General features: G+C 63.8%; 21 protein-coding genes. 15 read left to right on the top strand and 6 right to left on the bottom strand.

The window, feature by feature from the left end; genetic code table 11:
• The 3 genes from BLU15_RS04035 (at position 1) to BLU15_RS04025 (ending at position 3,323) form a co-directional block, all read left to right on the top strand.
• Positions 1-1,098: a DUF917 domain-containing protein gene (locus BLU15_RS04035; RefSeq protein WP_090294340.1), complete on the top strand. Its 1,098-nt coding sequence runs from the start codon at positions 1-3 to the stop codon at positions 1,096-1,098.
• 13 nt (positions 1,099-1,111) lie between these two features.
• Positions 1,112-1,441 carry a TfoX/Sxy family protein gene (locus tag BLU15_RS04030; protein ID WP_089043411.1) on the top strand — a complete coding sequence of 110 codons (330 nt, stop codon included), beginning with the start codon at positions 1,112-1,114 and terminating at the stop codon, positions 1,439-1,441.
• Between the two features lie 223 nt (positions 1,442-1,664).
• A complete protein-coding gene (locus tag BLU15_RS04025; RefSeq protein WP_090294476.1) occupies positions 1,665-3,323 on the top strand; it encodes a urocanate hydratase in 1,659 nt (552 codons plus the stop codon).
• A gap of 40 nt (positions 3,324-3,363) precedes the next feature.
• Here the strand turns inward: BLU15_RS04025 and BLU15_RS04020 are convergent, their stop codons facing one another.
• Positions 3,364-3,807, bottom strand: coding sequence for a cupin domain-containing protein (locus tag BLU15_RS04020; protein ID WP_090294339.1), 444 nt, complete (start codon positions 3,805-3,807; stop codon positions 3,364-3,366).
• A gap of 71 nt (positions 3,808-3,878) precedes the next feature.
• Between BLU15_RS04020 and BLU15_RS04015 the strand changes: the two genes are divergently transcribed.
• Together BLU15_RS04015 and BLU15_RS04010 are read left to right on the top strand one after the other, a co-directional pair.
• Positions 3,879-5,507, top strand: a complete 1,629-nt coding sequence (locus BLU15_RS04015; protein ID WP_090294338.1) for a winged helix-turn-helix domain-containing tetratricopeptide repeat protein — start codon at positions 3,879-3,881, stop codon at positions 5,505-5,507.
• Positions 5,508-5,633: 126 nt separating this feature from the next.
• Positions 5,634-6,440 carry a class I SAM-dependent methyltransferase gene (locus tag BLU15_RS04010; protein ID WP_090294337.1) on the top strand — a complete coding sequence of 269 codons (807 nt, stop codon included), beginning with the start codon at positions 5,634-5,636 and terminating at the stop codon, positions 6,438-6,440.
• A 92-nt stretch (positions 6,441-6,532) separates the two neighbouring features.
• Here BLU15_RS04010 and BLU15_RS04005 read toward each other — a convergent pair whose 3' ends face one another.
• The 5 genes from BLU15_RS04005 to BLU15_RS03985 form a co-directional block, all read right to left on the bottom strand.
• Positions 6,533-7,294: an SDR family NAD(P)-dependent oxidoreductase gene (locus BLU15_RS04005; RefSeq protein ID WP_090294336.1), complete on the bottom strand. Its 762-nt coding sequence runs from the start codon at positions 7,292-7,294 to the stop codon at positions 6,533-6,535.
• A gap of 4 nt (positions 7,295-7,298) precedes the next feature.
• On the bottom strand, positions 7,299-8,117 hold the full coding sequence (locus BLU15_RS04000) for an ABC transporter permease (protein ID WP_090294335.1): 819 nt from the start codon (positions 8,115-8,117) through the stop codon (positions 7,299-7,301).
• Entirely contained in the window at positions 8,117-8,983 is an 867-nt protein-coding gene (locus BLU15_RS03995; protein ID WP_029742635.1) for an ABC transporter permease, read from the bottom strand. Before BLU15_RS03995 ends, BLU15_RS04000 begins: the two co-directional genes overlap by 1 nt.
• Before the next feature lie 230 nt (positions 8,984-9,213).
• Positions 9,214-10,374 (bottom strand): polyamine ABC transporter substrate-binding protein, encoded by a 1,161-nt coding sequence (locus tag BLU15_RS03990; RefSeq protein ID WP_060582636.1) that lies wholly within the window; start codon positions 10,372-10,374, stop codon positions 9,214-9,216.
• Positions 10,375-10,443: 69 nt separating this feature from the next.
• Entirely contained in the window at positions 10,444-11,526 is a 1,083-nt protein-coding gene (locus BLU15_RS03985) for an ABC transporter ATP-binding protein (RefSeq protein WP_034792163.1), read from the bottom strand.
• A 245-nt stretch (positions 11,527-11,771) separates the two neighbouring features.
• Here BLU15_RS03985 and BLU15_RS03980 point away from each other — a divergent pair, with 245 nt between their 5' ends.
• From BLU15_RS03980 to BLU15_RS03935, 10 genes are all read left to right on the top strand, one after another.
• Positions 11,772-12,515 carry a helix-turn-helix transcriptional regulator gene (locus tag BLU15_RS03980; protein WP_370689560.1) on the top strand — a complete coding sequence of 248 codons (744 nt, stop codon included), beginning with the start codon at positions 11,772-11,774 and terminating at the stop codon, positions 12,513-12,515.
• Positions 12,516-12,793: 278 nt separating this feature from the next.
• Positions 12,794-13,759: a sugar-binding transcriptional regulator gene (locus BLU15_RS03975; protein WP_034793557.1), complete on the top strand. Its 966-nt coding sequence runs from the start codon at positions 12,794-12,796 to the stop codon at positions 13,757-13,759.
• 122 nt (positions 13,760-13,881) lie between these two features.
• Positions 13,882-15,324, top strand: a complete 1,443-nt coding sequence (locus tag BLU15_RS03970; RefSeq protein WP_034792193.1) for an extracellular solute-binding protein — start codon at positions 13,882-13,884, stop codon at positions 15,322-15,324.
• Between the two features lie 185 nt (positions 15,325-15,509).
• A complete protein-coding gene (locus BLU15_RS03965; protein WP_034792195.1) occupies positions 15,510-16,433 on the top strand; it encodes a carbohydrate ABC transporter permease in 924 nt (307 codons plus the stop codon).
• Positions 16,434-16,444: 11 nt separating this feature from the next.
• Positions 16,445-17,302, top strand: a complete 858-nt coding sequence (locus BLU15_RS03960; RefSeq protein ID WP_034792198.1) for a carbohydrate ABC transporter permease — start codon at positions 16,445-16,447, stop codon at positions 17,300-17,302.
• Between the two features lie 3 nt (positions 17,303-17,305).
• Positions 17,306-18,424 carry an ABC transporter ATP-binding protein gene (locus BLU15_RS03955; protein WP_060582638.1) on the top strand — a complete coding sequence of 373 codons (1,119 nt, stop codon included), beginning with the start codon at positions 17,306-17,308 and terminating at the stop codon, positions 18,422-18,424.
• The gene (locus tag BLU15_RS03950) at positions 18,421-19,545 is read left to right on the top strand and encodes an ABC transporter ATP-binding protein (RefSeq protein WP_060515892.1); all 1,125 of its coding nucleotides are present in this window, start codon (positions 18,421-18,423) and stop codon (positions 19,543-19,545) included. The genes BLU15_RS03955 and BLU15_RS03950 overlap by 4 nt, the downstream gene beginning before the upstream one ends.
• The gene (locus tag BLU15_RS03945) at positions 19,545-21,122 is read left to right on the top strand and encodes an FGGY-family carbohydrate kinase (protein ID WP_090294334.1); all 1,578 of its coding nucleotides are present in this window, start codon (positions 19,545-19,547) and stop codon (positions 21,120-21,122) included. The genes BLU15_RS03950 and BLU15_RS03945 overlap by 1 nt, the downstream gene beginning before the upstream one ends.
• Positions 21,119-22,156: a 2-hydroxyacid dehydrogenase gene (locus BLU15_RS03940; RefSeq protein ID WP_060582644.1), complete on the top strand. Its 1,038-nt coding sequence runs from the start codon at positions 21,119-21,121 to the stop codon at positions 22,154-22,156. Before BLU15_RS03945 ends, BLU15_RS03940 begins: the two co-directional genes overlap by 4 nt.
• A 14-nt stretch (positions 22,157-22,170) precedes the next feature.
• Positions 22,171-23,688: a glycerol-3-phosphate dehydrogenase gene (locus tag BLU15_RS03935; protein WP_089043419.1), complete on the top strand. Its 1,518-nt coding sequence runs from the start codon at positions 22,171-22,173 to the stop codon at positions 23,686-23,688.
• The last annotated feature ends 5 nt before the right edge of the window (positions 23,689-23,693 follow it).

Below are 23,693 nucleotides of genomic sequence, written 5' to 3'. Positions count from 1 at the left end.
ATGGGCCGGATACTGAAGGAAAAGGATGTCGAGGCAGCGGTCAAGGGCGGTTCCGTCTATGCCGCCGGGGGCGGCGGCTGGGCGGATCATGGTCGTATGCTCGGCTATGCAGCGGTCTCGATCGGCAAACCCGAGCTCGTCTCGATCGACGAACTCGAGGCACAGGACTGGGTGGCTACGGCCGCCGCGATCGGTGCACCGGCCTCGACCACGCCCTGGGAGATGCGTGGGGTCGATTACGTCAAGGCCGTGGAGCTGTTGCAGGAGGCGCTCGGCGAGAAGCTCTCGGGGCTCATCATCGGCCAGAACGGCAAGTCCTCGACGCTGAACGGCTGGCTGCCGTCGGCGATCCTCGGCACCAAGGTGGTGGACGCGGTCGGCGACATCCGCGCGCATCCGACCGGTGACATGGGCTCCATCGGCCTTGCCGGTTCGCCCGAGCCGATGATCCAGACGGCGGTCGGGGGAAATCGCGAGGAAAATCGTTACATCGAGCTGGTGGTGCGCGGCGCCACGGCCAAGGTCTCGCCGGTCTTGCGCACCGCCTCCGACATGTCCGGCGGCTTCATTGCCTCCTGCCGCAATCCGGTCAGGGCATCCTATGTGAAAGCCAATGCGGCGCTGGGCGGCATCTCGCTGGCGCTGGCGCTCGGCGAGGCGATCATCGCGGCGGAAGCCAAGGGCGGCAGCGCAGTGATCGACGCGATCGTCAAGACGACCAATGGCGCGATCCTCGCCGAGGGCACGATCACCGACAAATCGGTCGTCTATACCAAGGAAGCCTTCGACATCGGCACGGTGACGCTGGGGAAGGGCGCTGACTCAACGGTATTGCACGTGATGAACGAATACATGGCGGTTGACTCTGCGGAAGGCACGCGGCTTGCGACCTTCCCCGACGTCATCACCACGCTCTCGCCGGAGGGCGAGCCTTTGAGTGTCGGCCAGCTGCAGGTGGGCATGAGGATCTTCGTGCTGCATGTGCCGAAGACGGTCATCCCGCTGTCCTCCAGCGTGCTCGACCCGTCGGTCTATCCATCGGTCGAAAAGGCGATGGGCATCGAGCTTGCCCGCTACGCGCTTTCCGGCCGTAGCTGACGGGAGCAGGGTGATGGCGCGCGATGCAGGGCTAGAGGAACTAATCCGCGAAGAGCTCGGTGACCGCGCCGGGCTTTCGGAAAAGGCCATGTTCGGCGGCTGGGCCTATCTGCTTCAAGGCAACCTGCTACTTGGCGCGCGCGAGGGCTCTCTGCTCGTGCGCCTCGGCAAGGGCAATGACGGCTGGGCGTTGGCGTTGCCGGATATCGAGCTGATGGTGATGAACGGACGGGCGATGCATGGCTGGGTGCGCGCAGCGGCGGATGCCTATGGCGATGATGCGCTGCGCCGGCGGTTGCTTGATGGGGCGATCGCGTTCGTCGAGACGCTGCCGCCGAAGTGAATGAGGCTCGCTGCCTCGGCGGCGAGCCTCATTGGCCGCTCTCGCCAGTGCGTGTCGGGCCGTCACCACCCGTCGCCACAAGCATGAGAGGCGGCGACTTGCGCGTGCCACGAATGCAAGGGAGCAGGGATCTGCCCCCGCCATAAACGAGAGGCAGCGACCTCCCGTCGCCATGAATGCGTGGGGCAACCACCCCGCCGACAAGACAAAGAGGAACGAGACGATGCCCAAGGCCAATCCCCGTCATCCTGGTTTTCCCATCCCCGGTGGACCGGAGCTGCGCGCCAAGGGCTGGCGGCAGGAAGCGCTGCTGCGGCTCCTGGAAAACGTGCTTTCGGTCGGCGAGGATCCGGACAATCTCGTCGTCTATGCAGCACTCGGCAAGGCGGCGCGCAACTGGCCGGCGCACCGGGCTATCGTCAAGACGCTCATCGAAATGGACGAGGACCAGACGCTCGTCATCCAGTCCGGCAAGCCGGTGGGGCTCTTGAAGACCCACGCCAAGGCGCCACTCGTCATCATGGCCAATTGCAACATTGTCGGCCAATGGGCGAAGGCCGAGGTGTTCTATGATTTGCAGCGAAAAGGGTTGATCTGCTGGGGCGGGCTGACGGCCGGCGCCTGGCAATATATCGGCAGCCAGGGCGTGATCCAGGGCACCTACGAGATCTTCATGCGCATCGCCGAACGCCGTTTCGGCGGCGATCTCTCCGGGCGTTTCGTGCTGACGGCTGGGCTTGGCGGCATGGGCGGCGCCCAGCCGCTTGCCGGCCGGATGGCGGGGGCGGCGATCCTCTGTGTCGATACCGACGCGGAGCGGGCGAAGAAGCGCCGGGAGATCGGCTATCTGCAGGAGATCGCGCCCGATCTCGATACTGCGCTCTCGATGATCGACGCGGCAGTGAAGGACAAGCGGGCGCTCTCCGTCGGCCTCGTCGGCAATGCGGCTGAGATCTATCCGGAGATCGCCCGGCGTGGCATCGTGCCCGACGTCGTCACCGACCAGACGTCAGCGCATGATCTCGTCTACGGCTATGTGCCGAAGGGCATGAGCCTCGACCAGGTGAAATCGCTGCGCGACGACGGCCAGGGGCAATTGATGGCGGCGAGCCGCGCCTCGATCGTCGAGCACGTCAAGGCGATGCTCGACTTCCAGCAGAAGGGCGCGGAAGTCTTCGACAACGGCAACCTCATCCGTACCCAGGCGCGCGAGGGCGGCGTTGCCAATGCCTTCGACATCCCGATCTTCACCGAGGCCTATCTGCGTCCGCTCTTTGCCCGCGCCATCGGCCCCTTCCGCTGGATGGCGCTTTCCGGCGAGGAGAGCGACATCGCCCGGATCGACGATCTGCTGCTCGACATGTTTCCGCACAACCGCATCGTCACCAACTGGATCAGGCTGGCGCGCCAGCATATTCCCTTCGAGGGCCTGCCGGCCCGCATCGCCTGGCTCGGCCACGGCGAACGCACGGCGCTGGCGCGGTGCGTCAACGAACTGGTGGCATCTGGCGAACTCAAGGGCCCGATCGCGTTTTCCCGCGACCATCTCGATGCCGGCGCCATGGCGCATCCGAACATCATGACCGAGCGGATGAAGGACGGCTCGGACGCGATCGCCGACTGGCCGCTACTCGACGCCATGCTGCTCTGCTCCTCCATGGCCGATCTCGTGGTCGTCCATTCCGGTGGTGGCGGTTATGCCGGCTACATGACGAGCTGCGGCGTGACCGTTGTTGCCGACGGCACGGTCGAGGCCGACGAGCGCCTCGACTATGCCCTCACCAACGACACCTCGCTTGGCGTCATCCGCTATGCGGATGCCGGCTATGACGAGAGCCTTGAGGAGATCGCCGCCAAGGGCATCGGGCATGTGAAGGTGTAAGGACCTGGCGGCGGCTTTGCCATAAGCGGTTTTGCACCTGTCACGGCACTCTGGAATCCATTTCAGGATAAAGAACAACGCTCTCCTGCGCGGTTGGCTCGTTGCGCGCCCCGATAAATACGGCTGGTTGGTCAGCTCGATTAACGGCCACGTGCAACACGTTGGCGGGGATGTACAGATAGTCTCCTGGGTGCATCACATCCCGGTGCTGGAGTTCATCGCCACTCCATAGTTCCAGCTCTTCGCCGCTCAACATGTAGAAGGCAGTTTCGTGGCGCTCATGCACATGCGCCTTGGTGCGCTTTCCAGGCGGTATCGTAGCGATACCGAGCCACAGTGCGGTGGAGCCAACCGACTCTGCACTGATGCCGGGCAGGTAATCGGGCCCCTGTTCAGCCCGGTAACCGGCGTCCCCTTTGGATACGAGGGCCTTGCTCCGCGAGAATCCTGGACGCGCGTCGGTTCGTTCTTCTGAAATCGTCATTTTTCGGTCTCCTCTGTGGTAGTCTGGTCGACCTGCGCAAAGGATCGCAAGAAGACCGGCTGGAGTCCTGAATGGGAGGGCGAAAAGTTCCGAATTCTTCCGAAGACGTCGTGGCCGATAGTGTCGAGCCGCAACTTTTCGCGTTCGGGACATTCATCCTCGACATGGAGCGCAGCGCACTGACGCGTGAAGGGCGGCGGGTCGCAATTGGCCATAAGGGCTTGTTGCTGCTGCACGCGCTGGTGCGAGCGTCGATGCAGGTCGTGAGCAAGTCCGCGCTGATGGAGGCAGCCTGGCCCGCGGCTGTCGTCGAGGAGAGCAATCTCTCGGTTCAGATCGCTGCCTTGCGCAAGATGCTGGGTCCTCAACCGGAGGGGAACGAATGGATCGCCACCGTGCCGCGTGCGGGCTATCGTTTTGCCGCCCGGGTGAATAGCCTGCATCCGGTTGCCGCTGATGCATCGCCGGCACTGCCAGCCTCGCCCGCGAACCCGGGCAGACCATCGATCGTGGTCCTACCGTTTGCAAATCTGAGCGGTGACAAGCAACAGTCGTATCTGGTTGATGGCATCACCGAAGATGTGATCACCGCGCTTACGAGATTTCGGTGGTTTCGGGTCATCGGGCGCAATTCAAGTTTCGTCTACAAGCACAAGTCGGTGAGCGCCAAGCAGGTGGGCCGAGACCTGGATGTCGATTACGTGCTCGAAGGAAGCGTGCGCCGCTCCGGCGGCCGTCTTCGGGTCTCCACGCAACTGGTCGAGACCACCTCGGCCAGCCAGGTCTGGGCCGAACGGTATGACGTGGAAATGGAAGAGGCATTCGCAGTTCAAGACGCCATCGCAGAGAGAGTTGCAGGTGCGATTGAACCAGAACTGTTGAAGACGGCATCATTCCCCTCGCCGGCGAGGCACACGGGAAATTTGTCGGCGTGGGAGATCGTGCGGCAGGGGACCTGGTATTTTCACCAGGTTGGCCAGCAGACCCACCTAATGGCGCGAGAGCTATTCAGGGAGGCGTGTCGGCTTGATCCCGAGCTTGCCGAAGCGCATCTCTGGCTTGGTCGCGTGAGCGCAGGCATCGTCGCCTATGGATGGAGCGAGCTTCCTTCCGATGACATCAGAGAGGGTTTGGACGCCGCCTTGGCAGCCGTTCGGCTCGACGAAAAGAACCCGTACACACACTATGCGCTGGCGATCTGCAGCGCGTACGCGAATGCGCCCGAGCAGGCGGTCCTTGCCGCCGAAAGGGCGATCGAGATCAGCCCGAGTTTCGCCCTTGGCCACCTTGTCCTGGGGATGGCGGAGCTGTTCAGGGGGAACGTGTCCGGTGCCATAGCGTCACTGGAACACGGTCTCATGTTGAACGCCAATGACCCGCAGAACTTCGTCTGGCTGAATTTTCTGGCGCTCGCCCACCTGTTTGCAGGCGACGGAACGAACGCGCTCGCTGCTGCCGTGAAGGCCCAAAAAGTGCGCCCTGCATGGCGGCCGGCCCAAGAAACGCTGGCCTGCTGTTATGCGGCCGCTGGGCGTCTTGCAGAGGCTCGATCATCGCGTGCGTTGATGAGCGAAATGGAGAACGCGTCAGGCGATGCTCTGGAGCCGCTAAGACAGCGCAATCCACATTGGCAGGAACGATTGGCGGAATTGTTGCAGCAAATCCCGAGCAACCCGCTTCAGACGCCTCAACGTTCCTGACTTTGCAGGCGATCTGACGACCGTTGCTCCCACCGTTGCTGCTGACGGCGCTCGAGCGGTGAGCCGGTCTCTTGGTGTCGCGCCTGCCGCACGTTACAATGCACGCCTCACTGCCCGGAGGCGATCATGACATCGAGCTTCAATGTGCAGAGTGCTGCCGGCTACGAACAGTTGATGGGTCGGTGGAGCCGGCAGCTTGCGCCGCCATTCATCGACTTTGCGGGTGTTGCCGACGGTGAGCGGGTGCTGGATGTCGGTTGCGGCACGGGCAGCCTTACCTTTGCCTTACCGCGCGCGGCCGATGTCAGCGAGATCGTTGCAATCGACTTTTCGCCTGTTTTCGTCGAAGCGACGATCCGGGCGAGTTCAGATCCGCGGATCAAAGTCCAGCAGGCCGACGCCTGCGCGCTGCCCTTTGCCGATGCATCCTTCGACCGGGCGATGGCGCTGCTGGTGCTGCACTTCGTGCCGGAATCGGGGAAAGCGGTCGCCGAGATGCGCCGAGTCACCCGGCCGGGCGGCGTCGTTGCAGCCGTCGTTTGGGATCATTTCGGCGGCATGCCGGGCATGCGCATGGTGCTCGATGTGGCGGCGATGCTGGATGGAAATGCCGAGCAGGTGCGCAGTCGCTATTGTTTCCAGCCGATGATGCGGCCGGGAGAGATGACCGAGAGCTTCGTCGCGAATGGCCTCGCGGACGTCCGGCAGACCTCGCTCCTGATCCGTATGGACTATCAGTCCTTCGCCGATTTCTGGGAACCGATTGCCGCGGGCGAGGGGCCGCTCGGCAAGTATGTCGGCTCACTGGATGCAGGGATGCGGACAAAGCTCGACGCAGCCATCCGCGCCGCCTACGAAGCCGGTCAGCCGGACGGGCCGCGGTCCTTTGCGGCGGTTGCGTGGGCTTGCCGGGGTATCGTTCCCGGGCAATGACGGGCCTTTCATCCGCCGCTTCTCATCTCCGTGCTCGTCACAGAGATCCAGCAGCGCGAGGCAGCTCCTCTCTGAACTCTGGGCTCAGGCCATCACACCACTGTCTCGCCGCCGTCCACCACCAGGATCTGGCCGGTCATGTAGGAGGAGCGGTCGGAAACGAGGAAGAGGATCGACTCGGCGATCTCCTCGACGCTGGCCCAGCGGCCGAGCGGCACCTTTTCGCGGATATAGGATTCGATTGCGCCGCGGCCGCCCATTTGCGCGATGAACGGTTCGTTGAAGGGGGTGTCGACCCAACCGGGGCAGAGCGCGTTGACGCGAATGCCGTGGCGGGCGTAGTCGCCGGCCATCTGTTTGGTCATGGCGATGACGGCGTGTTTGGTGGTCGTGTAGGCGATCATCTCGCGGTCGTAGAGCACGCCCGAGGATGAGGAGGTGTTGAGGATGACGCCGCGGCCGGCGGCGCGCATCGACGGCATGACCAGCCGCGCTGCCATGAAATGGGCGCGGACATTGAGGTTCCAGGAGCGATCGAAGCCGGCGACCTCGACCTCTTCCAGGTCCCCCGCGACCTGGGCGCCGGCGTGGTTGTGCAGAACGTCGATGCGGCCGTGGCGATAGAGGATATCGGCGATGCCGTCAGAAAGGGCCGCGTCATCCGTCACGTCGATGGCGAGCGCCTCGGCGCTGCCGCCTTTGGCGGCGATTGCCTCGACGGCGGTTGCCGCGGCCGAAAGGCTGCGGTCGATGACGACGACATGGGCGCCTTCGCGCGCCATGATGGCCGCACCCGCCTGACCGATCCCGGAGCCCGCTCCGGTCACGATCGCGACCCGGTCTTTCAGGATCATGGTTTCACTCCCCGGATTTCGTTTTCTTTTCCCGCATCAGGATGCGGGCGGTCAGGATCAGAAGCAGCGAGGCGACGAGCACCAGCGTCGCGATCGCGTTGATCTCGGGCGTCACGCCGCGGCGGATCGAGGCGAAGACGTAGATCGGCAGCGTGGTCTTCGAGCCCGCGACGAAGAAGGCGATAATGAAATCGTCGAAGGAGAAGGTGAAGGCCAGAAGAAAGCCGGCAAGGATCGACGGCAGGATCTGCGGCAACACGATCAGCCGGAAGGTGGTGAGCGGTGTCGCGTAAAGGTCGCTTGATGCCTCGACGATATCGCGGCCGAGGCTGGCGATGCGGGCCTTCACGATCATCGTCACTAGCGCCATCGAGAACAGGCCGTGCGCGGCGATGATCGAGCCGTAGCCAAGGCCGAGCTGCGGCGGCTGGTCGCCGGGCCAGATCGTCGCCAGCGCCGGGTTGACGAAGGAGAAGACGGCAACGAGGGCGACCAGCGTGGCGATGCCGATGACGACACCGGGCACGACGATTGCGGCTGCAAACAGCGCATCGAAGATCGCCCGGTTGCGCGGAGCCATCCGCTCCATCCCGAGGGCTGTCATGGTGCCGAAGATTGCGGCGAGCGTGGCGCTGGTGAAGGCGATCAGCAGGCTGTTCTGCAGCGCCGAAACCAGGAAGGTATTTCCAAGCGCCTTGCCGTACCAGGCGGTCGAAAACCCGGTGAACTCGCTCGCATTGCGCCCGGCATTGAAGGAGAACAGGACGACGAGCGCGATCGGGGCGTAGAGGAAGAGGTAGACGGAGGAGATGAAGGCGCGCATCAGACGAGATCCACCTGTCTTGTGCCGGCGACGCGGAAGGCGATGCGCATTGCCACCATCAGGATCACCACGACCACGGCAACCAGCGTGACGGCGATCGCGGAGCCGAACGGCCAGTTTCGCGATTGCAGGAAGAGATCGACCAGCGCATTGCCGATGAAGAACACTTTGCCGCCGCCAAGCAGCTGCGGGATCAGATATTCGCCGAGCAGCAGGATCGTCACCAGCGCGACTCCGGTCATGACACCGGGCAAGGAGAGCGGCAGGGTGACGCCGAAGAAGGTCGACACCGGCCTCCCGCCGAGGTCGGCGGAGGCCTCGAGCAGGCGGCGATCGAGTTTTTCGAGGCTCACGTAAATGGGCATGATCATCAGCGGCAGGTAGCCGTAGACGATGCCGAGAAGCACGGCGCCCGGCGTGTTCAGCATCCTCACGTCCTCGATGCCGATCATCGACAAAAGGTTCGGGATACCGCGCGAGCCGAGGATGTACATCCAGGCATAGGTGCGCACGAGCAGGCTCGTCCAGAAGGGCACGACGACGAGCGACACGAGGATCAGCCGGTAGCGCGGGTTCGCCTTGACCGCCAGATAATAGGCGACCGGATAGGCGATCAGCAGGCAGGCGAGCGCGCCGACCGGCGCGAGGATCAGCGTGTTCCAGAAGGCGGCCGCCCGTGTCGGCAGGTTGGCGAATTGGGCAAAGGTGAAGGCTGCCTGATAGCCGCCTTCCGGTGCGCGTTCGCCGAAAGCGAAGACCAGCATGGCGATGAAGGGCAGCACGAGGAAGATCATCAGCCAGGCCGCGGCCGGCGCCACCAGCGCCGCCGTCACCAGGTTTCTCTTCGTGTTCGTTGCCGCGGTCATAAATTCTTCCGTTCGCGTTTCATCAGCACTTCGATGCGAGCGGGAGGGTAAGGTCCCTCATCCGCCTCACAGCACCTTCTCCCCGCAAGCGGGGGGAAGGGGATTTGTGGCACCCGCCCGGTCCCTTTCTTCCGGCAGAAGCAGGAGGGCAGGGAGCTTGCCGCTTGTTCCTTCTCCCCGCTTTTGGCGAGAAGGTGCCGGCAGGCGGATGAGGGCAGTCACATGCCAGATCAAGCCGACTTGAAACGCGCCATCAGCTCGGCGCGGCCGGGGTCGGTGAGGGTCACGGCGGCGCCGAATTCGAGCGGCGTCAGCGCGGCCTCGTCCGGATAGACGATCTTGTTGGAGGTGACGTCGACCGGCAGCAGCTTCATGACGCGGCTGTCGGTGGTCGGTGCGCCGTTGGCGATGTGCTCCTTCATGGCGTTTTCCGGCGCCATCAGATAGTTGAGCAGCGCGTAGCCGGCGGCCTTGTTGGCGGCACTCTTCGGGATCGCGTAGAAGTCCGACCAGATCTCGCCGCCGTCCTTGCCGAGCGTGAACAGGATTTCCGGCATGTCGCGGTTGAGCTGGGCGCCGTCATTGGTCCAGCACATGGTCATCCAGGCATCGGTCGCGCGCATCGACGGCTGGTAGTCGCTGTTGATGGCGTAGAGGTGCGGCTTCACCTTGATCAGCAGTTCCTCGGCCTTGGCGAGTTCGTCCGGCTTGATCGAGTTGAAGGAATAGCCGAGCGACACCAGCGCGTTGCCGATGGTGGTGAGCTGGTAATCGTGCACCATGGCGCGGCCGTCGCCTTCGGTCATGGCGATCTCGAAGAATTCCTTCCAGCTGGTGACCGGTTTCTTGATCTTCGCCGAATTGACCGCGATGCCGGTCGTACCCCAGTTCTTCGGCACGGCATAGGTCTTGCCGTCGACGATGCCTTCGTTGGTAAAGCGCGCCGTCTCGGTCGACGCGTCATAGTTGGGAAGCTTGGAAAGATCGAGTTCGTCGATGAGGCCAAGCTTCACATAGGTCGAGATCGTGTAGTTGGTGGGAACGAAGAGGTCCCAGCCGGTGCCGCCGGCCTGGAGTTTCGCCAGCATCTCTTCGTTGGAGCCGAAGACGTTGACCTCGACGGCAACGCCGGTGGCCGCCTGGAAGGCTTCGAAGGTCGCCGGATCATGGTAGTTCGGCCAGGTGGCGATCGACATCTGCGTGCCGAGGTCGCCGGCAAAGGCGGTGGAATTGAAGAGGCCGGGCTGGCGCGCGAGCACGGCGGTCGCAAGACCGAGGCCGGTGACGCCGAGGAAGTGGCGGCGCGTGACCGAGCCGCGCTTCAGGCGCATCAGTTCGTCCGCGAGCTGGTCGGCGGTGATAGGGGCATTTTCTCTGTACCATTTGCTCATGACGCTGTTCCCTTTATCGTTTGACGTTCATGCGTAGGCGGCAGAACCGGCTTCGGAAGCCGGGCGATGTCAGGCTGGAAAGACGTGAAGCGCGTTCGGATCGAAGGCGAGGCCGACCTTTTCGCCGGGCTCGACCAGCTCGCTGTCGCCGAGCGTGCGGCGGTCGGCCGTCACGAGGAAGTCGCCGAGACCGTCGACCGCGACGGAATATTCGACCGCTGACCCCAGGAAGATCCGGTGGGTGACGGTGCCGGCCAGCGCCGCCGTGCTGACGGCACCGTTACGCGTCAGGCGGATCGCCTCGGGCCGAAGTGCCACCATGGCCGCCCCCCGTGTGCCGTTGATCGCGGGGGCGGCAAAACGCGTGCCGTTGGCGAGCTCGATCGAGGCGTTGCCGTCGACGGTCGCCGAGATGCGGTTGGTCTTGCCGACGAAATCGGCGACGAAGAGGCTTGCGGGCCTGTCGTAGATTTCCTGCGGCGGGCCGACCTGGACGATGCGGCCGGCATTCATGACGCAGACGAAATCGCTCATCGACAGCGCTTCCTCCTGGTCGTGGGTGACGAGCACGAAGGTGATGCCAAGCTCGCGCTGCAGCGTCTGCAGCTCGATCTGCATGGCGGTGCGCAGCTTCTTGTCGAGGGCGGCGAGGGGCTCGTCGAGCAGCAGCACCTTCGGCTTGTTGACGATGGCGCGGGCGAGCGCCACGCGCTGCTGCTGGCCGCCGGACATTTCGTGGATGCGGCGCTTGCCGAAACCGCCGAGCCGTACCATCTCCAGCGCCTCCTGGGCGCGGCGAGAAATCTCGGCGCCGGCGATGCGCGGCCGCATCTGCTTCAGCCCGTAGGAGACGTTCTGCTCGACGTCGAGATGGGGGAACAGCGCATAGTGCTGGAACACCATGTTGACCGGGCGGCGATAGGCGGCAACGCCGTTCATCGGCTCGCCGCTGATGAAGACCGTGCCTTCGCTCGGCTGCTCGAAGCCGCCGATCATGCGCAGACACGTGGTCTTGCCGCAACCCGATGGTCCGAGAAGCGCCATGAAGGCGCCGCGCGGCACCTGAAGATTGATGTCGGAAACGGCCGTCACGGCGCCATAACGTTTGGCGACCGAACGGAACTCGATGTCGTTCGTCGAAGCGGATGTCACGTCTGTTCCCTGCGGTTGTTATCGGATGTCGCCAGGATCTTGCATCCTGGCACTCCACCGTCATTGACACACAGCCTAGTCACCGCGTGCCCTGCCGGTATATACCCCGAGAGAGGTATTTCAACGCAGATTGCTCTGTGTGAGGAGTATACCCCAGAGCAGGAAACACCGGCCGGGAGGGCGGTTTGAGCGTCGATCTCGAAGGACTTTTCCAGGTCATGGCGCCGCTGGTGGCGGGTGCCGCGATGGACGACGATGCCGTCGGCTCCACCTATCGGCGGCTGATGTCGACGCTGATGACCTTCGACTACGTGGTTGTCTTTGCCTATCGCGGCAAGGAACGGCCGATCGACCTCTACAGCACCTTCAACGCCAAGGATCACGTGCTCTTCGTCAGCCTCTATCAGGCTGGACCGTACCTGCTCGACCCGTTCTACCACGCGGCGATCAAGAGTGAGCCCGGCGTCTGGCGGATGAGGGAGTTGGCGCCTGACCGGTTCTTCTCCTCGGAATATTATCGCACCTATTATGTGCAGACGGGGCTTGCCGAAGAGGTCGGCTTCTTCGTGCCGATCGACGAGCAGATCACCGTCGTGCTTTCGCTGATGCGGCGCGAGGCGACGGGGACTTTCAGCGCGACGGAGTTCGCGCTGTTGAAGAAGGTCGAGTCACTGGTCTCCGGCCTGGTGCGCCATCACTGGGCCGATCTCGGCCGCCGGTTCGATGCGGCGCTGGCGAAAACCGGGCGCAGCAGGCGCAAGGCGACGCACCCGCCGGCCGACGGCGTCTGGCAGCATCTCAATCTGACGGACCGCGAAGCCTCGATCATCGAACTGGTGCTGCAGGGCCATTCGTCAGAATCGATCGGCCTCAGGCTCGGCATCTCCACCGGCACGGTGAAGGTTCATCGCCGCAACGTCTATCGCAAGCTCGGCATCTCCTCGCAGACACAGCTTCTGTCGCTCTATCTGAGAAATCTCGGGCAATAATCCTGCGATCCTTGCACCGCTGATCGGCGGTTCGATCTTCCGCCTGCGTTGCCCCTTTTCCGCTTTTGACGAGCCTACGCCGTCTGGCGCTTGCCTGCGACCGCTGCCCCTGCGTGCAGCCGCCGCAACTGCTCAACCGTCTCTTCGCAAACGTGATCGTTCATTTGTCAAACGCTATTGACAAAAATTTCACGCCATGAAATTTCTTTCATTAACGGATAAAAATATCACGCGGTGCAAAAAATATCATGCAGCGCAACAAGAGCCGGGTGGAGACAATGACGATTGGCGGGACGGGCATTCGTGATGACGAAACCAGCATGGCGACACGGGCGGCGTGGCTGCACTATGCCGGCGGCCTGACCCAGGCGGAGGTCGCCAAGCGCCTGGGGCTCACCTCGCTCAAGGCCCACCGGCTGATCATGAAGGCCAACCAGGAAGGCCTGGTGAAGGTCTATATCGACGGCGAAGTCTCCGAATGCGTGGAGCTCGAACAGGCGCTTTCGGCGCGCTACGGCCTCGACTATTGCGAAGTGGTGCCGGACTTCGATTCCGATGACCTGCCGCTGAAGGCGCTTGGCATTTCCGGCGCACAGTTCCTGAAGCGTGAGATCGAGCGTGGCGAGACGGCGCTGGTCGGAGTCGGTCATGGCCGCACGCTCGCCGCCTGCGTCGAATATCTGCCGCGGATCGCCAGCGGCAACACCCGCTTCGTGTCGCTGCTCGGCGGGCTTACCCGCAAGTTCTCCGCCAACCCGCATGACGTGATCCACCGGCTCGCCGAGCGTACGGGGGCAGAGGCCTATGTCATGCCAGTGCCGTTCTTCGCCAACACGGTCGAGGATCGCGACGTGCTCTTCAGCCAGCGCGGCGTGCGCGAAGTCTTCGATCTCGCCAAGACAGCCGATCTCCTGATGGTCGGCATTGGCACCGTCGAGCGCGAGGCGTCGCTGGTTTCGACCGGCATGATCGAGACCAGCGAGATCGAGGACATCCAGAAGGGTGGGGCGATGGGAGAGTTGCTCGGCCACTTCTTCGACCGCGACGGCAAGCCGGTCGAGACGACGCTTTCCGACCGCACGTTTACGCTCAGCCGCGAGGACCTGAAGAACCGCCGCACGGTCGCTGTTGCCGGCGGCAAGATCAAGGTTCCGGCCATCCGGGCGGTGCTCGCTAGCGGGCAATTAAGCGGTCTCATTACCGACGAGAGGACTGCGAGGGCGCTGGCCGCCGACGGCGCATGAGGCGCTGACACATTCGAGGCCATGCGGAGGGCGGGGAGGATCTGCCATCCGGGCCTTAACGGGAGGAATACCGGTGGGGTAGCCGGCAGTCGCAATCATACCCGCAACGGAGGAGAAGACGAATGTACGAGAAGGAGAAGGACCTCATCAGCGCATTCCTGCGTGGGGAGGTGGACCGCCGCGGCATGCTCAAGGGATTGGGGGCTGCAGGCCTGGCAGCCGGCACGGCCGGCACGTTGTTCAACATGATGTCGACGCAGGCGCTCGCCGCCGATTTCGACTGGAAGGCGCATTCGGGCAAGAAGCTGAAGCTGCTTTTGAACAAGCACCCTTACGCCGATGCGATGATTGCCAACCTGCAGGCCTTCAAGGACCTGACCGGCATCGACGTTACCTATGACGTGTTTCCGGAAGACGTCTATTTCGACAAGGTGACGGCGGCGTTGTCTTCGGGCTCGGCAGAATACGATGCCTTCATGACCGGCGCCTACATGACCTGGACCTATGGACCGGCCGGCTGGATCGCCGACCTCAACGAATGGATCAAGGATCCGGCCAAGACCAACCCCAACTACAACTGGGACGATTTCCTCGCAGGCGTGAAGAATTCCTGCGCCTGGAACGGCCAGCCGGGCGGGGCGCTCGGCTCGGAAGACGCCAAGCAGTGGTGCATTCCGTGGGCGTTCGAGCAGAACAACATCACCTATAACCGCGAGATGTTCGACAAGGCCGGCGTCGAGCTGCCGAAGAACCTCGACGACATGATCACGGTTGCGGCCAAGCTGCAGAAGGACATCGGTGGCATCTACGGCATCGGCGTTCGCGGTTCGCGCTCCTGGGCGACGATCCATCCGGGCTTCCTGTCGGGTTATGCCAACTTCAACCAGAAGGACCTGAACGTCTCGGCCGACGGCAAGCTGTCAGCGGCGATGGGCACGGCGGAATCCAAGGCCTACCACGCCAAGTTCGTGCAGATGATCCAGGAAAGCGGGCCGAAGGACTGGTCGACCTACACCTGGTATCAGGTCGGCACCGACCTTGGCGCCGGCGCTTCGGCGATGATCTTCGACGCCGATTGCCTCGGCTACTTCATGAACGGTGGCGACAACAAGATGGCCGGCAAGCTCGGCTATGCCGCCTTCGCCGCCAACCCGGAAGCCACTGCCTCGACGCCGAACATCTGGATCTGGTCGCTCGCCATGTCCAACTTCTCCAAGGACAAGGACGCCACCTGGTACTTCCTGCAATGGGCTTCCGGTCCGGAGCATGCGCTGTTCGGCGCCACCAAGATGGACTTCGTCGATCCGGTTCGCCAGTCGATCTGGAAGGACGAGATCTTCCGCGAGAAGCTCAACGGCAAGTATCCGGGTTACGTCGAAATGTTCGACGCCTCGGCCGCCGGCGCCTCCATCAAGTTCACGCCGCAGCCGCTGTTCTTCGACGTGACCACCGAATGGGCGTCGACGCTGCAGAAGATGGTCGCCAAGCAGGTGCCGGTCGATGAGGGTCTCGACCAGCTCGTGGAAAGCATCAACCGCCAGCTCCAAGAGGCGGGTCTCGGCTGATAGGCCTCCCAAGCGATCCCCGGCGCCAGCACGCGCCGGGGATCCCGAGATGCCGGCTCGACCGGCCTGTTGCGACCGGTTTGAGGTCGCGCCGAAATCAACCTGAGATGCCGAGGAACTGGCGCGGCGCCTGAAGGCTGCCGCGTGCCGCGTGCTCTTCAAAGACGTCAGGAACGGAGCTCGACATGGCTTCAACAGAAACCCTCAAGAGACCAGCCTCCGGTTTCAGGATCAGCAGGAAGATGCTTCCCTATGTGCTGAGCCTGCCGGCGCTGCTCGTCTGCATCGGCATCCTCATCCCGTTCTTCACGGCGGTCATCTACTCCTTCCAGCGCTACCGGCTGAGCCAGCCCTGGGCGCGCCAGTTCAACTGGGGCGAAAACTACCTCAACTTCTTCACCGACCCGGCCTTCTGGAACACGCTGAAAGTGTCGCTGCTCTATGCCGGCCTCACCGTGACGCTGGAACTGCTGCTCGGTCTCGGCATCGCGCTGCTGCTGCAGCGGCGCTCCGCGGTCAACAACTTCATCTCGATCATGCTGCTTTTGCCGCTGATGATCGCGCCGGCGCTGGCCGCCTTGATGTGGAAGCTGATGACCAATCCGAGCTTCGGTATCCTCAGCTATCTCGCAAGCCTGATCGGACTGCATGATTTCCGCTGGGCGTCCTCGCCGGACACAGCGCTGCTCACCGTCGTGCTCGTCGACATCTGGGTCTATACGCCCTTCATCATGATCCTGCTGCTTGCGGGCTTGCGCTCGCTGCCGACGCAGCCCTTCGAGGCGGCGGCCCTTGATGGCGTGCCGCGCAGCTTCGTCTTCTTCCGCATCACGCTTCCGATGCTCACACCCTACATCCTGACGGCAACGCTGTTCCGGTTGCTCGACAGTATCCAGCAGTTCGACATCATCTACGCGATGACCCAGGGCGGGCCCGGCAACACGCTCACCGTCTTCCAGGTCGAGGCCTATCTCAACTTCTTCCAGTCGACCAATGTCGGCCGGTCGGCGGCACTTCTGATCATCCTGTGGGCGATCACCTACACGCTGTCCAACGTCTTCATCAAGAACTGGCTGCGGCTGCGCGAACGCGCACGCGGCGAAGCGTAAAGGAGGGACCAATGGAAACCATGTCTCCGCTCGAACGGACCTTGCGCGGTCTCGCCCTCACGCTCGTCGTCGTCTTCTTCATGTTCCCGATCTTCTGGATCTTCCTGATGTCGTTCCAGACGAACGAGACGATCCTCGCGATCCCGCCATCGGTCGTGTTTTCGCCGACGCTTTCCAACTATGCGGCGCTGATCACCGGCAAGCTGCAGACGGCGGCCGGAACGCTCGACATCGCCTTCATGCGCAATCTCGGCAACTCGATCTTCCTGTCGGTCGCCTCCGTCGCCGTGGCGCTGGTGCTCGGCGTGCCAGCGGCCTATGCGTTTGCCCGCCACAAGTTCAAAGGATCGGAAGACATCGCGTTCACGCTGCTGTCCTTCCGCTTCGCGCCGCCGCTGCTGGTGCTCCTGCCGCTGACGCAGTACTTCCAGTGGCTCGGGCTCTCCAACACTTACTTCGGCCTGATCTGGGTCTACCAGCTGATCTGCCTGCCGCTGATTCTCTGGATCGTGCGCGGCTACTTCGAGGACATTTCGGCCGACGTCGAATATGCCTATCGCATCGCCGGGCACTCCTGGTTTGCGACGTTCCGCAAGATTGCGCTGCCGCTTGCCGGACCGGGCATTGCCGCTGCCGGCCTGCTCGCCTTCATCTTCGCCTGGAACAACTTCGTCTTCGCGCTGGTGCTGGCATCTGCCGACAAGCAGCCGGTGACGGTCGGCGCGCTTGCCTTCGTCACCTCCTCGGGCATCCAATACGGACAGATCGCCGCGGCCATCGTGCTTTCGGTGACGCCGACGCTCGCACTTGCACTCTACGCCCAGCGCTACCTCGTCGAAGGCCTGTCGCTCGGCGCGGTGAAAGGGTAACTCATGACCACGCTGCAACTGAAGAATATCGTCAAGCGCTACAAGAGCCAGACGGTTCTCGACGATCTCACGCTTGATGTCGCCGACGGTGAACGGCTGGTGCTCTTCGGCCCCTCCGGCGCCGGCAAGACCGTGCTACTCCGGCTGGTTGCCGGCGTTATCGAGCCGGACGAGGGCAGGGTGCTGATCGGCGGCGAGGACATGACCGATGTCGATGCCGAACATCGCGGCGTCGGCATGGCCTTCCAGAACTTCGCGCTCTTCCCGCACATGAGTGCCTTCGACAACATTGCAAGCCCGCTGACGGCGACGCGATCGTCGAAGGAGAAAATAGCGGCAGGCGTGCAGAAGGTCGCCAAGCTCTTAAAGATCGACCATGTGCTGACGCATCACCCGAAGGCACTGTCGAACGGTCAGAAGCAGCGCACGGCACTTGCCCGTGCGCTTGTCGGCTCGCCGCCGCTGCTTCTCCTCGATGATCCCTTGCGCAACGTCGACGCGAAGCTCCGCTTCGAGATGCGGCTGGAACTGCCGCGACTGCTCGCAGCGCAAGGCGCCACCGTCGTCTACGTCACCCAGGACTACAAGGAGGCGATGGCGCTCGGCGACCGGATCGCGGTCATGGCCTCAGGCCGCATCCGCCAGATCGGCACGCCGCAAGAGATCTACAACGCGCCCGCCGATATCGAGATCGCACGGCTCTTCGGCGATCCGACGATCAACCTGCTCGATGTCACGCCGCAGCGCAGCGGCGGAGACGTCTTCGTCGAGCTCTCGAATGTCCGGGTGCGGCTCGGCGACTATGGCGCCGATGTCGTCGGCAGTCCGTGCGTTATCGGGCTCAGGCCGGAGGCGATCAGTTTCGTCGATGCGGCAGCACCTGGCGCCATTCCCGTGACGGTCGAGGCGGAAACGCCGCTCAACGAAAAGACCGTGACGCTGGCGCTGACGGCACGCGGCCGCGAAATCCTGGTGTCGCGTCCGGCCGGCACGCCTGGTCCGACCGCCGGACCTGCCCATATTGCCGTCAATGGCGCGCAGGCCTTTCTCTTCGACAAGACGAGCGGCGCTCTTTTGCCGCGCGCCGACCTTGCAGCCAAGCGCAATGGAGAAGCGGCATGACCGACACCGCTCTTTTGATCAAGGACGTCGACAAGTTCTACGGCCCCGTCGACTTCGGCGTGCATGCCGTGAAGAAGCTGAACATGGATGTGCGAAAGGGCGAGATCATCGCTTTGCTCGGCTCCTCCGGATGCGGCAAGACTTCGACCTTGCGCATGATCGCCGGCTTCGAGGCGGTCTCGCGCGGAACGATCTCGCTTGCAGGCAAAGAGGTCCAGACGCTGCCGCCGGTGCGCCGCAACGTCGCCATGGCATTCGAGGGCTATTCACTCTATCCGCCGCTGACGGTGCGCGAGAACATCGCCTTTGCGCTGAAGGCCTCGAAGCTCTCGCAGGGCGTCGTCGACGAGAAGGTGGCCAGTATCGCCAAACTGCTCGAAATCGAGGACATTCTCGGGCGCTATCCGAGCTCGATCTCCGGCGGCCAGCAGCAGCGCGCCTCGCTCGGGCGGGCGCTGATCCGCGACGCCAACCTGCACCTGCTCGACGAGCCGATGGGACAGCTCGAGCCGCAGCTTCGGGCGCTGCTTCGCGGCCGCATCAAGCACTTCATCAAGGAGCGCGGGCTGACGGCGATCCTCGTGACCCACGACCAAACCGAAGCGAACGCGCTTGCCGACCGCATCGCGGTCATGGAGGGCGGCGTGCTGCAACAGTTCGATACGCCGCAGAAGATCAAGGAGCGGCCGGCCAATCTGTTCACCGGCACCTTCGTCGGCGAGCCGCCGATGAACGTCTTTGAGGCCAGCGTCACCGGCTCGGACAGCAAGATGGCCTTTGGGCTCAAGGACGGCGTGCGGCTCGAATATGCGGCGTCGGATTTCTCGCATGCGGTGCGCGACGAACTCGTCAAGCGGCAGAAGGTGGTGCTCGGAATCCGGCCCTATTCGGTGCGCCGCAGCGCTGATGGTGTGACGGGCCGCGTCGCCGTCAACCAGTGGCTCGGCGACCAGACCCATATCGCCGCGGACTTTGCCGGCGGCACCATGGTGCTGGTCGAGCACGATCGCACGGAGCTCGATGTCGGCCAGCCGATCGGCATTCATCTCGATCCGTCGAGCCTGCATGTGTTCGATGGCGAGAGCGGACGGGCGATCAGTCACGGACAGGAGCTCGCCTGATGCGGGACATCCTCATCGGCATCGATGCGGGGACGTCGGTCATCAAGTCGGTGGCCTTCGATCTCACCGGCCGGCAGATCGCCACGGCGGCACTACCGAACGCCTATGAGGCCGTAGGCCGCGCCGGCAGCGTGCAGGATCTCGACCGCACCTGGGCCGACGCGGCAACGACGCTGAAGCAGCTCTCCGACAAGATCGAGAACCTCGCCGGCCGTGTCGCCGCGATCGCCGTGACCGGTCAGGGCGACGGCACATGGATGATCGACAAGGCCGGCGTGCCGGTCGGCAAGGGCTGGCTGTGGCTCGACGCGCGCGCCGGCGAGACCGTCGAGCGGCTTCGCGCCGACAGCGGCGATATCGCCCGCTTCGAAAGCACCGGCTCGGGCCTTGCCGCCTGCCAGCAGGGGCCGCAGCTTCGCTGGATGCGCGACCATGCGCCCGAGATGCTCTCAGGCGTCGCCACCACCTTTCATTGCAAGGACTGGCTCTATTTCAAGCTGACGGGCAAACGCGCCACCGATCCCTCCGAGGCGAATTTCAGTTTCGGCAATTTCCGCAGCCGCAGCTACAGCGACGATGTCATCCGCTTTCTCGGCCTTGAAAAGCTGAAGCATGTGCTGCCCGAGATCGTCGACGGAGCGGCGACCCATCATCCGCTGTCGGCGGAAGCGGCCGGGATCACCGGGCTCACCGAGGGCACGCCCATCGTGCTCGGCTACGTCGATGTCGTCTGCACAGCCCTTGGCGCCGGGCTCTACGATCCGGGCACTGATACCGGCTGCTCGATCATCGGCTCGACCGGCATGCACATGCGGCTCGCCAATGGCGCCGACGATGTGCGGCTGAACCGGGACTTGACCGGCTACACCATGTGCATGCCGATCCCCGGCGCCTATGCGCAGATGCAGTCGAACATGGCCGCGACGCTCAATATCGACTGGATCCTCTCGCTGGCATCCGGCCTCTTGAAGGGCATGGGGGTCGAGAAATCCAAGAGCGAGTTGCTCGCTTTTGTCGACGGCTGGCTAGCCGATGCCAAGGACACGCCATTGATCTTCCAGCCCTATATCGCGGAAGCCGGCGAGCGTGGCCCCTTCGTCGACGCGACGGCGCGGGCGTCCTTCGTCGGGCTGTCGATCACCCACGGCTTTCCCGACATGGTGAAGGCGGTGTTCGACGGGCTCGCCATGGCGGCGCGCGATTGCTACGCCGAGATGGGGCCGCTTCCAGGCCGCATCCGGCTGACGGGGGGAGCTGCCCGCAGCGCCTCGCTCCGCCGCATCCTCGGTGCGGCCCTCGGCGCCAGCGTCCAGACGAGCGAGCGGGAGGAGGCCGGTGCTGCCGGTGCCGCGATGATCGCCGCCGTCTCGCTCGGCATCTATCCCTCGATGGCCGATTGCCTCGGCGATTGGGTGACGCCCTATCAGCGCCCCGCGGAGGCCGCCGATCCGGCGCTTGCCTGCCGCTACAACGAACTCTTTCCCACCTACCAGCAGTCACGCACAGCGCTCAGGCCCGTCTGGCACGCACTCTCCCAAGGTGCGACCGCGGGAAATCAACAGGAAACATCGAAATGAAGAAGATAGCCATTATCGGCGACCGGTTCATGCTGCCGGACGTGTTTCGCGACAAGATCGTCGAGGCGACCGGCAACGGCCATGACATCCGCACGCTCGAACTGCCCTGGCCGGATGTGCCGATGGAGCACGGCTATGCCGTCGAGGGCATGGACGGGCTCAAGGAATATCTCGGCAAGCCGGAGGACATTATCGACTTCATCGGTGACGCCGAGATCCTGGTGACGCAACTGGCGCCGCTGTCGCGCGGAATGCTTCAGGCACTGCCCGGCTTGAGGCTCGTTGCCGTCTCGCGTGGCGGTCCTGTCAACATCGACATGGGGGCCGCACGCGATGCCGGCGTTCGCGTCGTCAACACGCCCGGCCGCAATGCCAACGCCGTTGCCGAGTTCACGCTTGGTGCCATTCTCGCCGAAACGCGGCTGATCCGCACCGGCCACGAAGCCTTGCGCAAGGGCGAGTGGCGGGGCGATCTCTACCGCGCCGATCGCACCGGTCGCGAGCTCTGCGAAATGACCGTCGGCGTCATCGGCTACGGCAATATCGGCACCAAGGTGGTGCGCCTTTTGCGCGCCTTCGGCACCAAGGTGCTGGTGCACGATCCCTATGTGCAGCTCTCGGCCGATGATCTGAACGCCGGCGTCGAGCAGGTGTCGCTCGACACGCTTCTCTCCCGTTCCGATGTCGTGACCCTGCATCCGCGCGTCACGGAGGAGACGCGCAACATGATGAACGCCGAGACCTTCGCCAGGATGAAGCCGGGCGCGATCTTCGTGAACACGGCGCGCGGTCCGCTCTGCGACTACGACGCCCTTTATGAGAACCTGGTGAGCGGCCATCTGTCGGCGGCGATGCTCGAAACCTTCGCGATCGAGCCGGTGCCGAAAGACTGGCCGCTGCTGCAACTGGCGAATGTGACGCTGACGCCGCATATTGCCGGCGCCTCGGTACGCACCGTCACCTTCGCCGCCGAAATGGCGGCCGAGGAAGTCCGCCGCTACATCGCCGGTCTGCCGCCGGTCAATCCGTGCTGATGACAGGAGCAACGATGGTGAGTTCCGAGACCGGAATATACGATCTGTTCGTCGTCGGCGGCGGCGTCAATGGTGCGGGCATCGCGCGCGATGCGGCCGGGCGCGGGCTCTCGGTGCTGTTGTGCGAAAAGGACGACCTGGCGCAGGGCACCAGCTCGCGCTCCGGCAAGCTGGTGCATGGCGGCCTGCGTTATCTCGAATATTACGAGTTCCGGCTGGTGCGCGAGGCGCTGATCGAGCGCGAGGTGCTTTTGGAGTCCGCGCCGCATATCATCTGGCCGATGCGCTTCGTGCTGCCGCATAACCCTCAGGACCGCCCGGCCTGGCTCGTCCGGCTCGGGCTGTTCCTCTACGACCATCTCGGCGGGCGCAAACGCCTGCCGGGCACCCGCAGCCTCAACCTTGCGACGGCGCCCGAGGGCGCGCCGATCAAGCGCGATTATCGCAAAGCGTTCGAATATTCCGACTGTTGGGTCGATGACGCGCGCCTCGTGGTGCTCAACGCGCTCGATGCCACTGCTCGTGGCGCCCGGGTGTTGACCCGGACCGCCTGCAGCGCGATCCGAAGGCGGGACGGGCTCTGGTTTATCGAGATGACCGACACGCGCACCGGCGCCAAGACCGAGGCGAGGGCGCGCTGTGTCGTCAACACCGCCGGTCCGTGGGTCAACGACGTCATCGGCCGGATCGGGGGCCTGAACTCCACCCGCAGCGTGCGCCTCGTCAAGGGCAGCCACATCGTCGTGCCGAAATTCTGGGAGGGGCGGCAGGCCTATCTGGTGCAGAACCCGGACAAGCGGGTCATCTTCATCAATCCCTACCAGAACGACCTGGCGCTGATCGGCACGACGGATATCCCCTACGAAGGCCGTCCGGAGGACGTGACCGCCGACGGCAACGAGATCGCCTATCTCTTGAAATCGGTGAACCGCTACTTCAAGCAGCAGCTGACGTCGGACGATATCGTCTACAGCTTCTCCGGCGTACGACCGCTCTATGACGACAATGCCGAAAACCCCTCGGCCGTCACCCGTGACTATATTTTCGAGGTCGATGCGACTGACAACCAGGCGCCGTTGCTCTCGGTCTTCGGTGGCAAGATCACCACTTTCCGCAAGCTTTCCGAACATGCGCTGGAGCGGCTGAAGCCGTTTTTCCCCAAGATGGGGCCGGCCTGGACGGCGAAGGCGCATCTGCCGGGCGGCGACATGGCGGCGGCCGATTTTGATCTGTTCCTGGGTGAGTTGAAGGCGCGCTATCGCTGGTTGCCATCGGATCTCGCCAAACACTATGCGCGGCTCTATGGCACCCGCACGCATGCGCTGCTTGCCGGCGCTACATCGCTTGATGATCTCGGCCCGGCTTTCGGTTCGCTCTTTCGCGAGCGCGAGGCGCGTTTCCTCATCGAAAACGAATGGGCGCTGACGGCGGCCGACATTCTCGACCGGCGCACCAAGCATGGCCTGCACATGACGCCGGCCGAGCGGCAGGCCTTTACTCATTGGCTGGACCGCCAGCAGGCCGCGGCCTGAAGGAG

The organism is Ensifer sp. YR511, assembly GCF_900103045.1.
Taxonomy (GTDB): Bacteria; Pseudomonadota; Alphaproteobacteria; order Rhizobiales; family Rhizobiaceae; genus Ensifer; species Ensifer adhaerens.
The sequence above is the reverse complement of the archived record's forward strand: the minus strand, read 5'-3'. Positions and strand labels throughout refer to the sequence as shown.